The 13,904-nt window shown below is 58.7% G+C and carries 13 protein-coding genes; 8 read left to right on the forward strand and 5 right to left on the reverse strand.

Going from position 1 to position 13,904, the window contains the following annotated elements; translation table 11 throughout:
- Position 1: 1 nt before the first annotated feature.
- Positions 2–1,462, reverse strand: a complete 1,461-nt coding sequence (locus RA28_RS02065; RefSeq protein WP_039523208.1) for an MORN repeat-containing protein — start codon at positions 1,460–1,462, stop codon at positions 2–4.
- A 156-nt stretch (positions 1,463–1,618) separates the two neighbouring features.
- On the opposite strand from RA28_RS02065, the gene RA28_RS02070 reads away from it, so the two are divergent.
- From RA28_RS02070 to RA28_RS02080, 3 genes are all read left to right on the forward strand, one after another.
- A complete protein-coding gene (locus tag RA28_RS02070; RefSeq protein WP_039523210.1) occupies positions 1,619–3,277 on the forward strand; it encodes an NAD+ synthase in 1,659 nt (552 codons plus the stop codon).
- Positions 3,278–3,577: 300 nt separating this feature from the next.
- Complete coding sequence (locus RA28_RS02075; RefSeq protein ID WP_039523212.1) at positions 3,578–3,859, forward strand: hypothetical protein; 282 nt, start codon at positions 3,578–3,580, stop codon at positions 3,857–3,859.
- Between the two features lie 160 nt (positions 3,860–4,019).
- A complete protein-coding gene (locus tag RA28_RS02080; RefSeq protein ID WP_039523214.1) occupies positions 4,020–5,351 on the forward strand; it encodes an NAD(P)/FAD-dependent oxidoreductase in 1,332 nt (443 codons plus the stop codon).
- Here RA28_RS02080 and RA28_RS02085 read toward each other — a convergent pair.
- A complete protein-coding gene (locus RA28_RS02085; RefSeq protein WP_039523216.1) occupies positions 5,348–6,280 on the reverse strand; it encodes an MBL fold metallo-hydrolase in 933 nt (310 codons plus the stop codon). The two genes, RA28_RS02080 and RA28_RS02085, sit on opposite strands and share 4 nt — an antisense overlap.
- Before the next feature lie 117 nt (positions 6,281–6,397).
- On the opposite strand from RA28_RS02085, the gene RA28_RS02090 reads away from it, so the two are divergent.
- Both RA28_RS02090 and gltX read left to right on the forward strand, forming a co-directional pair.
- Positions 6,398–6,832 (forward strand): DUF1801 domain-containing protein, encoded by a 435-nt coding sequence (locus RA28_RS02090; protein ID WP_039523218.1) that lies wholly within the window; start codon positions 6,398–6,400, stop codon positions 6,830–6,832.
- Positions 6,833–6,892: 60 nt separating this feature from the next.
- On the forward strand, positions 6,893–8,218 hold the full coding sequence (gltX, locus tag RA28_RS02095; RefSeq protein ID WP_039523221.1) for a glutamate--tRNA ligase: 1,326 nt from the start codon (positions 6,893–6,895) through the stop codon (positions 8,216–8,218).
- A gap of 6 nt (positions 8,219–8,224) precedes the next feature.
- Here gltX and RA28_RS02100 read toward each other — a convergent pair whose 3' ends face one another.
- Positions 8,225–8,836 (reverse strand): gamma-glutamylcyclotransferase family protein, encoded by a 612-nt coding sequence (locus RA28_RS02100; RefSeq protein WP_039523225.1) that lies wholly within the window; start codon positions 8,834–8,836, stop codon positions 8,225–8,227.
- Between the two features lie 94 nt (positions 8,837–8,930).
- On the opposite strand from RA28_RS02100, the gene RA28_RS02105 reads away from it, so the two are divergent.
- Positions 8,931–9,383 carry an RrF2 family transcriptional regulator gene (locus RA28_RS02105; protein ID WP_039525529.1) on the forward strand — a complete coding sequence of 151 codons (453 nt, stop codon included), beginning with the start codon at positions 8,931–8,933 and terminating at the stop codon, positions 9,381–9,383.
- Here RA28_RS02105 and RA28_RS02110 read toward each other — a convergent pair.
- On the reverse strand, positions 9,380–11,905 hold the full coding sequence (locus RA28_RS02110) for an ABC transporter permease (RefSeq protein ID WP_039523228.1): 2,526 nt from the start codon (positions 11,903–11,905) through the stop codon (positions 9,380–9,382). The genes RA28_RS02105 and RA28_RS02110 overlap by 4 nt on opposite strands.
- Positions 11,902–12,597 (reverse strand): ABC transporter ATP-binding protein, encoded by a 696-nt coding sequence (locus tag RA28_RS02115; RefSeq protein ID WP_039523232.1) that lies wholly within the window; start codon positions 12,595–12,597, stop codon positions 11,902–11,904. Before RA28_RS02115 ends, RA28_RS02110 begins: the two co-directional genes overlap by 4 nt.
- Positions 12,598–12,623: 26 nt before the next feature.
- On the opposite strand from RA28_RS02115, the gene RA28_RS02120 reads away from it, so the two are divergent.
- Together RA28_RS02120 and RA28_RS02125 are read left to right on the forward strand one after the other, a co-directional pair.
- Positions 12,624–13,286: an arylesterase gene (locus RA28_RS02120; RefSeq protein ID WP_152611988.1), complete on the forward strand. Its 663-nt coding sequence runs from the start codon at positions 12,624–12,626 to the stop codon at positions 13,284–13,286.
- Between the two features lie 3 nt (positions 13,287–13,289).
- Positions 13,290–13,904 (forward strand): SOS response-associated peptidase, encoded by a 615-nt coding sequence (locus RA28_RS02125; RefSeq protein ID WP_039523236.1) that lies wholly within the window; start codon positions 13,290–13,292, stop codon positions 13,902–13,904.

Genomic DNA, 13,904 nt, shown 5'->3' on the forward strand with positions numbered 1-13,904 from the left:
GTCAGCCGTCTGACGAGGGCGCGACCGTCTCGTCGCTGGCCTGCGGGTCTTGGGGCGCAGCACGGTTTGCTTCTGGCAATACGCCATTCTCCCAAACGCCGGTTTCTTCCTGGCCATTTGCGTATCGCATTGTTCCGTCGCCGTGGCGTTTGTTGTCCAGAAAGTTGCCTTCGTAGACGTCGCCGGTTGCATAGGTCGCGACACCGGTACCGCTCATCTTTCCCTCAATCCAACTGCCGGAATATGTGAATCCGCTGGGCGTCTTGATCGTGCCTTGTCCGTGTCGCTGACCGTCTTCGAACCCACCTTCATAGACCGTGCCGTCCGAGAAACTGGCTGTTCCGGTACCGCGTCGGACGCCTTCGACCCAGTCGCCGTCATACCGGTAGCCATTTGCCAGTGTCAGCACCCCAGTGCCGTGGCTCACGCCGTTTTTGAACTGCCCGGAATAGACGACGCCACTTGGATAGGTTGCGGTGCCTCTGCCTTCGAACACACCGGCAATCCAGTCACCGTCGTAAACCGTTCCATCCGGGGCGGTTTGAATGCCTTTGCCGTGCGGCAGGTCGGCGCTGAAATCGCCGACATAGGTTGTGCCGTCCGGGTATGTTAGCTCGCCAAGTCCCTCGATCTGACCGTCTGCCCATTCGCCGGTGTAATCGAAGCCGTCAGCACCCAGATAACGCCCCTTGCCGTGACGGCGATCATTCAGGAAATCGCCTTCATATGCCGTTCCGTTGGCATAGGTCGCCTTGCCCTTTCCGTGGCGGCGCGCGTTAAGCAACTCGCCTTCGTACACGTCGCCGTTGGCTTGCGTCAGACGGCCGGTGCCGGTGATCTGACCTTCGGTCCACGTCCCGTCGTAGATCATGCCGTTGGCCATGGTCAGAACGCCCTGACCGTGGCGCTGCCCGGCGTTGACATCGCCTTCATAAACATCGCCGGTCGGGTAGGTGATGACACCCTTTCCCTGTTTGATGCCATCGACCCAGTCGCCATCGTAGGAATAGCCGTCCGAAGACGAAATCACACCTTTTCCGTGGCGAAGGTTGTTGCGAAACCCGCCTTCATAGCGCAATCCGCTCACGTATTCGGCAACCCCGGTTCCATTGATCGTGCCGGCCGACCACTCGCCTTCATAGCTGCTGCCGTCGCCATAAATGATCTTGCCGGTCCCGTCCGGCTGGCCTTGTGAAAAACTGCCCTCATAGATCGCGCCATTGGCATAGCGCGCGGTGCCTTGCCCCTGAATTTCCCCTTCAAACCACTCGCCGGTGTACTCGAACCCGTCAGGCAGACGGTAGGTGCCGGTGCCATGTCGAAGGCCACCCTGAAAGGTGCCTTCGTAAACTCCGCCAACATCGTCGTCAGCGGTGACGATCTGGCCGTCTTCTTGCGCCGTCGCCGACAGCGCGGTCAGGGCGAGCGTTGCAATGGCAAGGGAAGTGCGGATCACGGTCATGGTTTTACCTGCCTGTTAACTGCGCGGCATTTGTTCATGTTGGCGCAAAACTAGGATACCGCACGGGGCAGGGCAACGGCTTTTGCCGCATTGGCCTTTTACTTGCGGCATGATCTGTTAAACGCGTTTTGAAACAGACGAAGGCAGGGGGCAAGAATGGCCGACCGTTTCCGCATCACGCTGGCACAACTGAACCCCACCGTCGGGGATATCGCCGGAAACGCTGCCAAAGCGGCCACAGCCTGGCAGCAGGGGCGCGATGCCGGTGCGGATCTGGTGGCGCTGCCCGAAATGTTCATCACCGGATACAATACGCAGGACCTGGTGATGAAGCCCGTTTTCCATCAGGCGGCGATAGCTGCCGTTCAGGATCTTGCGGCGACATGCGCCGACGGTCCGGCCCTTGCGATTGGGGGTCCGTGGATTGAGGACGGCAGGCTGTTTAACGCCTATCTGATCCTCAAGGGTGGGCGTATCGCCAGCAAGGTCCTGAAGCACCACCTGCCGAACGAGACCGTTTTCGACGAAGTCCGATTGTATGACGCGGGTCCGATGGGCGGTCCGTACGCTGTCGGCAATACGCGCATCGGCAGCCCGATCTGCGAAGATGGCTGGCATGAAGACGTTGCAGAGACGCTGGAAGAAAGCGGGGCGGAGTTTCTGCTGATACCCAACGGATCGCCCTATTTTCGAAACAAGTACGATATCCGCCTGAACCATATGGTTGCGCGTGTGGTCGAAACCGGACTGCCAGTGATTTACCTCAACATGGTCGGCGGGCAAGACGATCAGGTGTTCGATGGCGCGACGTTTGGCTTGAACCCGGGCGGCGAACTGGCGTTCCGGATGCCCGTCTTTGACGAAGCAATTTGTCATGTCGATCTGGCGCGCGGCGATGCCGGTTGGTCCATCGAACCCGCCGAGGTTGTGCCGCAGCCTGACGCTTGGGAACAGGACTATCGCGCAATGGTTCAATCCTTGCGGGACTATATGGCCAAAACGGGGTTCACAAAGGCGGTTCTGGGTCTGTCGGGCGGCGTGGACTCAGCATTGGTCGCGACAATTGCGGTGGACGCGATCGGGCCCGGCAATGTGCGGTGCGTGATGTTGCCGTCCGAGTATACCAGCCAGGGTTCTCTGGACGATGCCGAAGCTGTCGCCAAGGCCCTTGGTGTTCACTACGACTTTGTCCCGATCTCGGAAAGCCGCGCGGCGGTGACTGGCACTCTGTCGCCTTTGTTTGAAGGGCGAGACGAGGACCTGACCGAGGAAAACATCCAGTCACGTTTGCGCGGCGTTTTGCTGATGGCAATCTCGAACAAATTTGGCGAGATGCTGCTGACCACGGGAAACAAGTCTGAGGTCGCGGTTGGTTACGCCACAATTTATGGCGACATGAACGGTGGCTACAATCCGATCAAGGACTTGTACAAGACCCGAGTGTTTGAAACCTGTCGCTGGCGAAATGCCAACCACCGCGACTGGATGCAGGGCCAGGCGGGCGAAGTCATTCGGTCTTCGGTAATCGAAAAAGCCCCGAGCGCGGAACTGCGGGCGGATCAAAAAGACAGCGACAGTTTGCCTGATTACCCGGTTCTCGATGCCATTCTGGAAATCTTGGTTGATCGCGACGGTTCCGTTGCCGATTGCGTGGCCGCCGGATTTGCGGAAGCGGATGCAAAGCGGGTCGAACATCTGATCTACATCAGCGAATACAAGCGGTTTCAATCCGCGCCCGGAACCCGTTTGACCCCACACGCATTTTGGCTGGACCGTCGGTACCCAATCGTGAATCGCTGGCGCGATCGGGGATGACGGTTTTCTGACAGACGTTGCGTTAGGCAGCCCAGTTCCCTTCTGTTGCGAATTCGTAGACAGTAGCCTTTCTTTGTGTGTATTGTCCGCAAAAGTCAGCTATTCCAATACGTTATCTGAAAACCAATCTTGCGTTTTGGCCTATTTTTTGCCACATTTATGACAGGGGTTTGCCTCTTATGGGGCGAGCGTGACGCAATCCGGCGGAGTTTGCTGCCGTTTTAGCCAACGTGCCGGATGTGTGTAACTGGGTATATGCACCAATGTGTGTGGGTGCAGTGATTGGTATTGGTGGTCAAAATGATTGATAATTATGACAAGCCGCTTCATGCGCCATTGCAGTACAAGACAATGGAGTCTCCGGCGCAGGAACTGGATGAAGTTGCGCTGGACGCAACGATTGCCGATTTGATCGGCGATGATACGCCTTCGGAACCGACAGGTGCCGAGCAAACGACGCGGCGACCGGAATTTCCCGATTTGCGCCCGCAAGAGCCGCGCGCATCGCAGCCAAGCAAACAGGTGGAAGGCGTTGGTTTTGTTCTTCGGCAGAAATGGGCCCAGCTGTCTGGCGCTGCTTAAGTAGCCCTGTTCCTCTCTTAATTCCGCACTGGCGATTTGCCGTGCGTTGACCGAATGGCCACAGGTCGGGCTAATTCCCCGGCGCTGTGGCCTTTGAGCATTGTCTCGGCCTTTATCCTGGGGCTCCATACCGATCCAACGCACTCGTACTGAGCGGTAAATGCCGGGTCCCAAGCCAACCCCCGTCGAATCAGATTTGCGCCTGCCCAAACAGGTCGACGTGGTCATCATTGGTGGGGGCATCATCGGGTCCAGCACAGCGCTTGAGCTGGCCGAGCGTGGCGTTTCGGTCCTTTTATGCGAAAAGGGCCAGATTGCCGGTGAACAAAGCTCCAGAAATTGGGGTTGGGTCCGGCTGGGCTTGCGTGATCCGCGCGAAATTCCCCTGATGCAAGTTGCCCAACACGCGTGGCAGGGGATGGATGAACGCGTCGGGCGCAATACGGGCTACGCGCGTTCTGGTATTCTTTTTGGTGCGTCAGATGCCAGATCGAGTCGAAATTATGAGCGTTGGTTGCACAACGTTGACGGGTTGCAGACTGGTGCAAGTCTCGTGTCGGGTAGGGAATTGAACCAATTGCTGCCCGGGCATGCCAACGCGTTTGACTGCGCCCTTTACATGCCGCAGGACGGCAGGGCTGAACCGCAATGGGCCGCCCCTGCGATGGCCGAGGCAGCCCGCGATCGGGGCGCAGTGATCATGACCAATTGCGCGGTACGCAGCATCGATGCGCAAGCGGGCCAAGTGTCCGGCGTTTTTACCGAGCGGGGCCGCGTCGCGTGTGCGCAGGTTGTGCTGGCGGGCGGCGCGTGGTCGCGATTGTTTGCAGGCAACCTGGGAATCGACCTGCCGCAGCTCAAAGTCCTGAACACCGTGATGCGCACATCTCCGGTTGAAAGCGGTCCGGAAATCGCTTTGTGGTCTGACGATTTTGCCATTCGCAGGCGCGCGGATGGAGGTTTTTCCATCGCCTCAGGCTATGAGAATACCGTTGACATCGTGCCGGATTGCGTTCGGCTGGCCCGACGGTTTTTGCCCGCATTCAGGCAGGAATGGCGGTCATTGAGGTTCCGTTTTTCGCGTCGCTGGACGATCGAGGCAAATCACGTTCGCACCTGGATGCCGACAGATGTGACCCCGTTCGAGCATTGCCGGATTCTGGACCCCGAGCCGTCCAAAAAGGCGCTGAAAAACGCTTGGTCAACTGCACGAAAAGGGTTTCCAATATTCGAGAGTTCGGAAATCGTTCAGAGTTGGGCGGGGTTCATCGACGTGACCCCGGACGCGGTTCCGGTCGTATCAGAGGTGGATCAGATGCCCGGCCTTTACATTGCCACCGGGTTTTCCGGCCACGGTTTCGGGATCGGGCCGGGTGCAGGGCGGTTGATGGCCGATTTGGTTACACAAACCGATCCTTGTGTCGATCCGGCCGCCTTTCGCCTGTCTCGTTTCCGGGACGGTTCAGAAGTGCGGCCGGATCCGGGATATTAACCCATCATCTGATAGCTGACCGGAACAAACCGGAAGCCATCGCCACGTGTTTCCACATATCCTGCCGCAGGGAAGGGCATGTGATAGCCGATCATCGGCACTTTGTCCGCGGCCAACAGACCCAGAACGTTGCGACGCGATTCAGTTGCCGCCGCCTTGTCCATATCAAAGCGGACTTCCCATTCAGGATGCGCAAAGGACCAGACGTAATGGTTTGCAAGGTCTGCCGTCAGGATCAAACGCTGACCGTTGCTTTCAAGGTGATACACCATATGGCCCGGCGTGTGGCCAAAGGCACCCATGGCAGTAACACCTGATACGACATCGCCACCATCTTCAATGAAGGTCATCTTCTCCGCCAAAGGCGTAACCTTGGCAGCCACCAGATCACCAACGCGGTTTCCGGCCTCTTGTGCCGACCAGAAGTCATATTCCGGCGCCGCGGTGACGTAACGCGCATTCGCAAAAGTCGCCGCATCGTCTGTAGTCATGCCGCCGATGTGGTCAGGATGCATGTGCGTGAGAACGACGACATCAATTTGATCGGGCGTCACACCCGCATCGGCCAGTGCTGCCTGAATGCCGCCCTGGCCGAGCCCTGTGTCGAACAGGACAAGCTCGGACCCGGTATTGACCAAAGTGGGTGTGAAGAAAAACTGCGCGACTTCCGGGGAAATGAAGTTGTCGGCCGAGACTTGTGCGAAGTCCTCATCCGAGGCACCGCCGCCAAAGATATCCTTTGCACCATCGCGCGGCAGGCTGCCGTCCAGCAACGTGGTCACGGTGAAATCGCCCAATTGGAATGATTTTGCGACAGTTGAATTCGCTTTTGTTTCAGCACCTGCTGCCAGAACCGGGGCAGCGGCAGAAGCAAAAGGTAATGCAGCAGCTGCGCCCAAGGCCGCCCTGCGTGTCAGATTGATGGCCATTTCTTAGTCTCCCTGTCAGAACGCCAATGGTTGAACTAGCTCGGTAGATGTCGCTTGCCAGTTTAATAGCCCAAGACATGGGCTGCCGGGATGAAAATTACGTGTTAATTTTTGTTCATGTCGCGATCTACAAACAAGACTGCCCCGACGGGCCAAAGCCTGGAAAGCTATCTTGCAACCGTTGAACCAGTGAAAAGGGCCCGAGAGGCGCGGGTGCTGGATGGTTTGTTTCGCAAGGCCACGGGATTCCGGCCTGCCATGTGGGGATCGTCCATCGTTGGTTATGGGCGGTATCACTATCGCTACAAGTCCGGGCGCGAGGGCGATTTTCTGGCGACCGGGTTTTCACCACGCAAGCCTGCGCACTCGATTTACATTATGCCGGGATATTCGGACTTTACTGATATTCTACAGCGGTTGGGTAAACACAGGCTGGGCAAGTCCTGTCTCTATATCAACAAGCTGGAAGACATCGACCTGGATGTCCTAGAAGAGCTTATTCGTGCCGGTTTGGCGGACTTGAATCGCCAGTGGCCGGTTCAGCCGACCTGACACGCCCTGCTGGACAAAAACGTGCCCATGTGACATGAGCCGCGCCAACAGGAGACACCCATGACCACCACCCGTTTTGCCCCGTCGCCCACCGGCTATATCCATGTCGGAAACTTGCGCACCGCCCTGATGAACTACCTCATCGCCCGCAAGGCCGGGGGCACCTTCATTCTGCGCATCGACGACACCGATCCTGAGCGATCGAAAGAGGAATATGTCGACGCCATAAAGCAGGATCTGGATTGGCTGGGTCTGCATTGGGATCGGGTCGAACGCCAGTCAGATCGTCTGGACCGTTATGCCGAAGCCGCCGACAAACTGCGTGAGATGGGCCGGTTTTATGAGGCGTTCGAGACGCCGACCGAATTGGACCTGAAGCGCAAGAAACAGCTGAACATGGGCAAACCACCGGTTTATGACCGCGCCGCGCTAAACCTCAGCGATGCCGAAAAGGACGCCTTGCGCGCCGAGCGCGGCAATGGTGTCTGGCGGTTCAAGTTGGATCACGAGCGGATCGAGTGGAATGACGGCATTTTGGGTGAGATCTCGATCGATGCCGCTTCGGTGTCCGATCCCGTACTGATCCGAGGCGATGGTCAGGTTCTCTATACGATTGCGTCGGTCGTGGACGACACCGAGATGGGTGTAACCGACGTCGTGCGCGGCTCGGACCATGTGACAAACACTGCGACTCAGATTCAGATCATCGAAGCGTTGGGCGGCGCTTGCCCTCGATTTGCCCATCACTCGCTGCTGACCGGCCCGCAGGGTGAGGCCCTTTCCAAGCGATTGGGCACGTTGGCGCTGCGCGACCTGCGCGAGCAAGGGGTGCAACCCATGGCGTTGCTGAGCCTGATGGCACGGCTGGGTTCGTCCGACCCCGTCGAGCTGCGCTCGGATATGGCCGAGTTGATTGATGGTTTCGATGTTACCCGGTTTGGTTCGGCGCCGACAAAGTTTGACGTACAGGACCTGTTCCCACTCACCGCAAAACACCTGCAATCGCTGCCTTTGGCGGATGTTGCGGAGGCCGTGGCAGATGCCGGCGTTCCCGCAGATCTGGCCGAACCTTTTTGGGCGATGGCGCGCGAAAATATCACAACCCTGGCCGATCTAAAGGGTTGGTGGGATTTGTGCCGGGATGGTGCAGAACCGCTGATCGCTGACGAGGACCGCGACTTTGTTGCAGAGGCCGTAGCGTTGCTGCCCGAGGGCCCGTTCGATGGCGAGACTTGGGGCAAGTGGACCACCGCCGTCAAGGATGCGACAGGGCGAAAAGGCAAAGCCCTGTTTATGCCGCTGCGCAAGGCCTTGACGGGAATGGAGCGCGGCCCGGAGATGGCAACGCTGCTGCCCCTTTTGCAAGTGATCCGCGCCCGCAGCTAGCCACCGCTAGAACTTAAAGGCGGCAGGCAATTCATTTGCCTTCTTTTGTTGCTCAGGCTGAATGACCCGCACCGAAACGCGGCTAAGCCGGTCATCAACAAACTCGGTTTCTGAAGGGCTGAGTTGCTGGTGACGTGGATACCGTGGCTGGGCGCGGTCATTCAAAACGGGCGCTTCCCAGCCGTCGGTTGTTGCAAAAAAACGATCCGCGCCATCTGGCCCGAATTCCCGCAAATACCCCTGCACGACTACGTCGATATAGCTCAGCAAAAGCGGATGATGATCGCTGGGTGCCGTTTGTCTGTCATGAGGTACCGCATAGACCGCGATCTCGACCTCATGGGTCAATGGGTGCGAGACCGATTGTGTCGTGGGGACCCGATCATACGCCCATTCCCGCTCATCCAGAGCTGCCCAGTCGTTTTTCGGAACATGTGCGATCATGCCTTCGATTTCACATTCGGAATCTGGCACTGCGGTCAGAAAGGCCACGGGGCGCATGTCTGTATGCCGCCACGCGCGACGCCAGCCTTTCAGTCGGGCCGGGCGCGGATCGGGAAAGTCATGCGTGGAGAGGTTCACGAGGCTGCCATAGCCAAAGAAATAAGGGTCTGCCATGGATTGCGACGTCCTGAGTAAGCGATTGATGTATGTCAAACCGCTTTTTCCAGCGACATGCAATAAGGTTGCATTCAATTTCAGGGAGGTCCTTATGCGGATTACCAAACGGACGAACATTGCCGTGCGGCTGTTGATGTATTGTGCCGCGCATCAGGGCAGATTGGTCACGAAGTCCGAGATCGCCGAAGTCTGCAACATCTCGGAAAATCATCTGGCGCAGGTGATCAACCAGTTGAGCCAGCTGGGTTACCTCAACACTCAGCGCGGGCGGAACGGTGGCATTACGTTGGGCCAGAGCGCCGATCAGATTCGCATCGGTGCGGTTTTTCGCGATGTGGAAGGGGCCCTGCCAATCGCAGAGTGCTTTGCCGATGCCGACAATACCTGCCCGTTGACCGATGCCTGCCGATTGCGTTTGGCGCTGCAGGATGCGGCCGAAGTCTTTTACGCCTCTCTGGACGAGATCACCTTGGATGCCTTGGTCTGTGACAACGACCCGCTGTTGAAGATTTTACAGCCTGTGGCTTGCGCACGCCAAGGCTAGTCGCTTGCGCGCAAGACCCGCGCCGGTCGGATTGCGAGCGGTCGAAGTGCGAAAGTGAGCCCTGCAGCAAGCGTGACAATGATTCCGGTGGCAATGATCGCCAGCGCAGACCGCCAGATGATCGCGAAATCGGTGTCGAAGATGTAAGTCGCCACTGCCCAGCCCCCCAGAATGCCAGTGAACAGGGCGACCAGCCCGGCGGCAGCGCCAAGCAGGACGGAACGCAGTGCAAAACTCATCAATATGCGCTTTCGGCTGGCCCCAAGCGTTTTCAGAACCGCAGCTTCATAACGGCGGGCGGGCTCTCCGGCTGCGGCAGCCCCGATCAGGACCAGAAATCCCGTCAACAGCGACACCCCAGCCCCATAAGACGTTGCAGCGGCCAACCCGGCCAGCAATCCCGAAACTCTGTCAATGGCGTCGCGGACCCGGATTGCGGTGATATTCGGATACTGATCAGCCAGATCGCGCAGGATGTCGGCCTCGGCTTCATCCTCGGCATAGACCGTGGCGATAAAGCTGTGCGGTGCGCCGGACAGGGCTGCGGGGTTCATGGACATGATGAAGCCCAGTTCAGCGGTTGAATAATCCACCTCGCGCAGGGATGTCACTTCGGCGGTTATATCGCGCCCCAGTATGTTCACTGTCAGCGCGTCGCCGAGTTTCAATCCCATCTCCTGCGCCTCCTCGGCAGCAAAGCTGACCTGTGGTGGGCCAGCATAATCCTCGGGCCACCACGCACCAGCCGTTATCTTGGAATTTCTTGGCGGTTCGACAGAATAGGTGATCCCACGGTCGCCTTCCAGCACCCAATGGTCACCCGCAACGTCCTTGGCGGGTTGATCATTGATTCGCGTAACAATGCCGCGCAACATCGGAGCACTCTCAATGCGACTGACGGCGGGATCGCTTTCAAGGCGTTCGGTGAAGCCGGGCATCTGGTCTTTCTGGACATCAACGAAGAAATATGAAGGTGCGACATCCGGCAGATTACCTGATATGGCGTTGCGCAGCGTGCCATCGATCTGCCCGACCGCGGCCAGTACGGATAATCCCAGGCCAAGCGACAAGACAGTGGAACCCGCACCTTCCTTGGAACCGGAGATGGCGGATAATGCCCACCTTAAGTGCGCACGTCCTCGGGCCCACGAACTGCCTGCTCGGGCCAGCTGACGAATGCCAAAGGCAGCAAGCGAAAGCACCAGCAACGCGCCTGCGATCCCGCCTGCCGTCCACAATGTCAGGCGAACTGACCCGTTGAACCATGCGGCCAATGCAATGAGGATTATCAAACCAAGAGCCGTTGCAACCACATAGACAGGTCGTGGAACGACGCGCGCCGCACTCAACGCATCGCGAAACAGCGTCGCGGCGCGAACATCTTCCGTCCGGGCGAGGGGCCAGAGCGTGAACAAAAAGGCCGTTAGCAGACCATAGAGAGCCGCCTCAAGAACCGGGCCCGAATAAAAAGTGAAGACCGCTGGGATCGGTAAACGACTTTCGATAATGGGCGCCAGCAAAAGGGGCAGCACGCCCCCTAGAAGCAATCCGATCACGATACCGATGACCGAAAGGACGCCGATCTGAATAAGATAGGTTTGAAAAATCGTCGCGCGGTCGGCGCCCAAAGTGCGCAGCGTTGCGATGGTTTCCGTCTTTTGCGTCAGATAGGCGCGAACGGCGGCGGAAACGCCGATCCCGCCAACGGCAAGACCCGCAAGCCCGACCAGAACCAGAAAAGCGCTGAGGCGGGCGACGAACTCGGCTATGCCCGGCGCGCCGTTGCGGGCATCGGTCCAGCGCATGCCGGTTCCCTCGAACGCTGCATCAGCTTGGGTCGAAAGTGCCGCAAGTTCAGTGCCCGGCGCAACGTCGAGCCGGTACTTCGTGGAAAAGAGCGTTCCGGGTTGCAGCAAGCCGGAGGCTTCCAAATCCTGGGTTCGCAACAGCGTCCGGGGCCCCAATCCGAAGCCGTCTGCGGCACCGTCGGGTTCATGCGTCAACGCGGCGGTCAAGACGAAGTCCTGTGTTCCAAGAGCAAAGACATCCCCCACCTTCAACCCCAGACGGTCAATCAAGGTGGGATCCATCACTGCACCGGGCATTGCGTCTGCCCCAAGGAACGCTTCGTCCAAGCTCATCTGAGGTTCAAGCTTGGCCTGCCCGATCAGGGGATAGGCGGCGTCGACGGCTTTTACCTGCGTCAAGGCACGCTCTGGTTCTTCGGTGCGGGTAACGGCCATCGAGCGGAAGTCGACGATTTCGGATACCGCGTTCGCCGTGCTTTCCATCCAGACGCGTTCGGCATCTGTGGCAAAGCGGTACGTGAATTCCAATTGGGCGTCGCCGCCCAGCAGCGCCGCCCCTTCTTTCGCCAACCCGGCCTGAATCGCACTTCGAACCGAACCGACAGCAGTGATGGCAGCGACGCCCAGAGCAAGGCAAGCCAGAAAGATACGAAATCCGCGCAGACCACCACGCAGTTCACGCCGGGCCAATCGTCCGGCGAGGCGCAGGCTCATTCTGCCGCCTCTCGGTTTGCATCTTGCGCTATGCGACCGTCGCGCAGTCGAACAACCCGGTCACATTTCTGCGCTAAGGAATGGCTGTGTGTCACCAAAACCAGTGTCGCCCCATGGCGGTCCCGCAATCCAAACAGCAAATCGACGATGGCCGCGCCGTTTGTTTGATCCAGGTTTCCGGTGGGCTCGTCTGCCAGCAGCAGCCTGGGTCGCGGAGCGGAGGCCCGAGCCAGTGCAACTCGCTGCTGCTCGCCCCCGGACAATTGTGCTGGATAGTGATCGCGACGATGAGACAGTCCAACCGCATCCAACTCGGCCTCGGCACGTGGGAAAGCATCTGCGTGCCCGGCCAGTTCCAGCGGCGTGGCGACGTTTTCCAGCGCCGTCATGGTTGGGATCAGGTGAAAGTTCTGAAAAACGACGCCCATCGTATCACGGCGAAACCGCGCGAGTGCGTCCTCATCCATTTGTGTGAGGTCGCGACCGAGTGCGGTGATGGTGCCCCCGGTGGCCTGTTCCAACCCGCCCATCAGCATCAAAAGCGAAGACTTGCCTGAACCGGAGGGTCCGACCAGCCCCAATGTTTCACCTTCCTGAACGCTCAAGGTGATGTCATGCAGGATATTTACCCGACCGGCATTGCCATCCAGCGACAAAGCGGCATTTTGAAGGTCAAGAACAGGTGTCGTCATCGGTCTTTCCGAACAGGAGCGATAGGATGGGATATGGAGTGGTTGGAATTTTGCGCAAGGTTTTGATTTCGGGTCTGTTCGCTTGCTGCGGTTTTGCGGCCACAGCAGAGCCGGTTGTTATCGCCGCGTTGGGCGACTCGCTCACCCACGGGTTCGGGTTGGTCGAGCAGGATGGTTTTGTGCCCCAGATGGAAGAGTGGCTGATCGAACAAGGCGCTGACGTGCGCATGATCAACGCCGGTGTGTCTGGTGATACGACCGCTGGCGGGGCTGCCCGTGTCAATTGGACCCTGACCCCGGATGTGGATGGAATGATCGTGGCGCTGGGCGGAAACGACCTTTTGCGTGGAATTGACCCCGCCGCGTCCCGCGCAAATCTGGTGAAAATCCTCACCGAAGCGCAACAAGCTGATGTGGATGTCCTTCTGATCGGAATGCAGGCGCCCGGCAACTATGGGCCCGAATACAAGCAGGCATTTGACGCCATGTACCCGGCCTTGGCTCAGGAGTTTGATACGCTCTATGTCGAGAGCTTTTTTGTCGGCTTGCAGCCGGACGGAGATCCGAACGCGGTTCGCCAGTTCATGCAGCCCGACGGCATTCATCCGAACGCAAGAGGTGTTGCTCGGATCGTCGAGGGCCTTGGCCCAAAGGTAATGGACCTTGTCCGCCAAGCAAGGCAGGACTGAAACATGCCGGGGCGGTTCTTTCTGACGCGGTCGATGTCCGAAATTGCCGACACGTTGAACGTTGCCAACGAAGTGCCCGCGCAGCCATCGCGCCGGAACATCCAACCGGGGCAGGAGGTCGTGGTCCTTACACGAACCGGCCTGAAACCCATGCGTTGGGGCATGATCCCCGTCGGTCGGGTCAATGCGCGCGGGCGACCCGTGATGGAAACCATCATCAATGCACGGTCAGAAACGGTTTTTGACAAATCGGCGTTCGAAGGCGTGGGCCGCGCTGTCGTTCCGGTAGACGGCTGGTACGAGTGGACAGGTGAAAAACGCCGCAAGACTGCATGGCGCATCGCCTCGGCAGACGGTACGCCTTTGTCCTTCGCCGCAATCACCGACACTTGGAAGGCACCGGGCGGCCTGAACGTCGATCAGTTTGCCGCTGTGACGTGTGAGCCGAACGCCGATGTTGCGCCGATTCATCACCGGATGGGTGTTTTGTTGGACCTTGCGGGGGTGAACGTCTGGCTGTCCGGAACGGAAGAACAGGCGAAGGCCCTGATGCAACCGTGGCCAGATGGCCTGCTGCGCATCGAAGAAGCCTCTGACGTGGATTGGTCCGGAGCGTGA

Source organism: Ruegeria sp. ANG-S4 (assembly GCF_000814005.1).
In the GTDB taxonomy this organism is placed as follows: Bacteria; Pseudomonadota; Alphaproteobacteria; order Rhodobacterales; family Rhodobacteraceae; genus Ruegeria.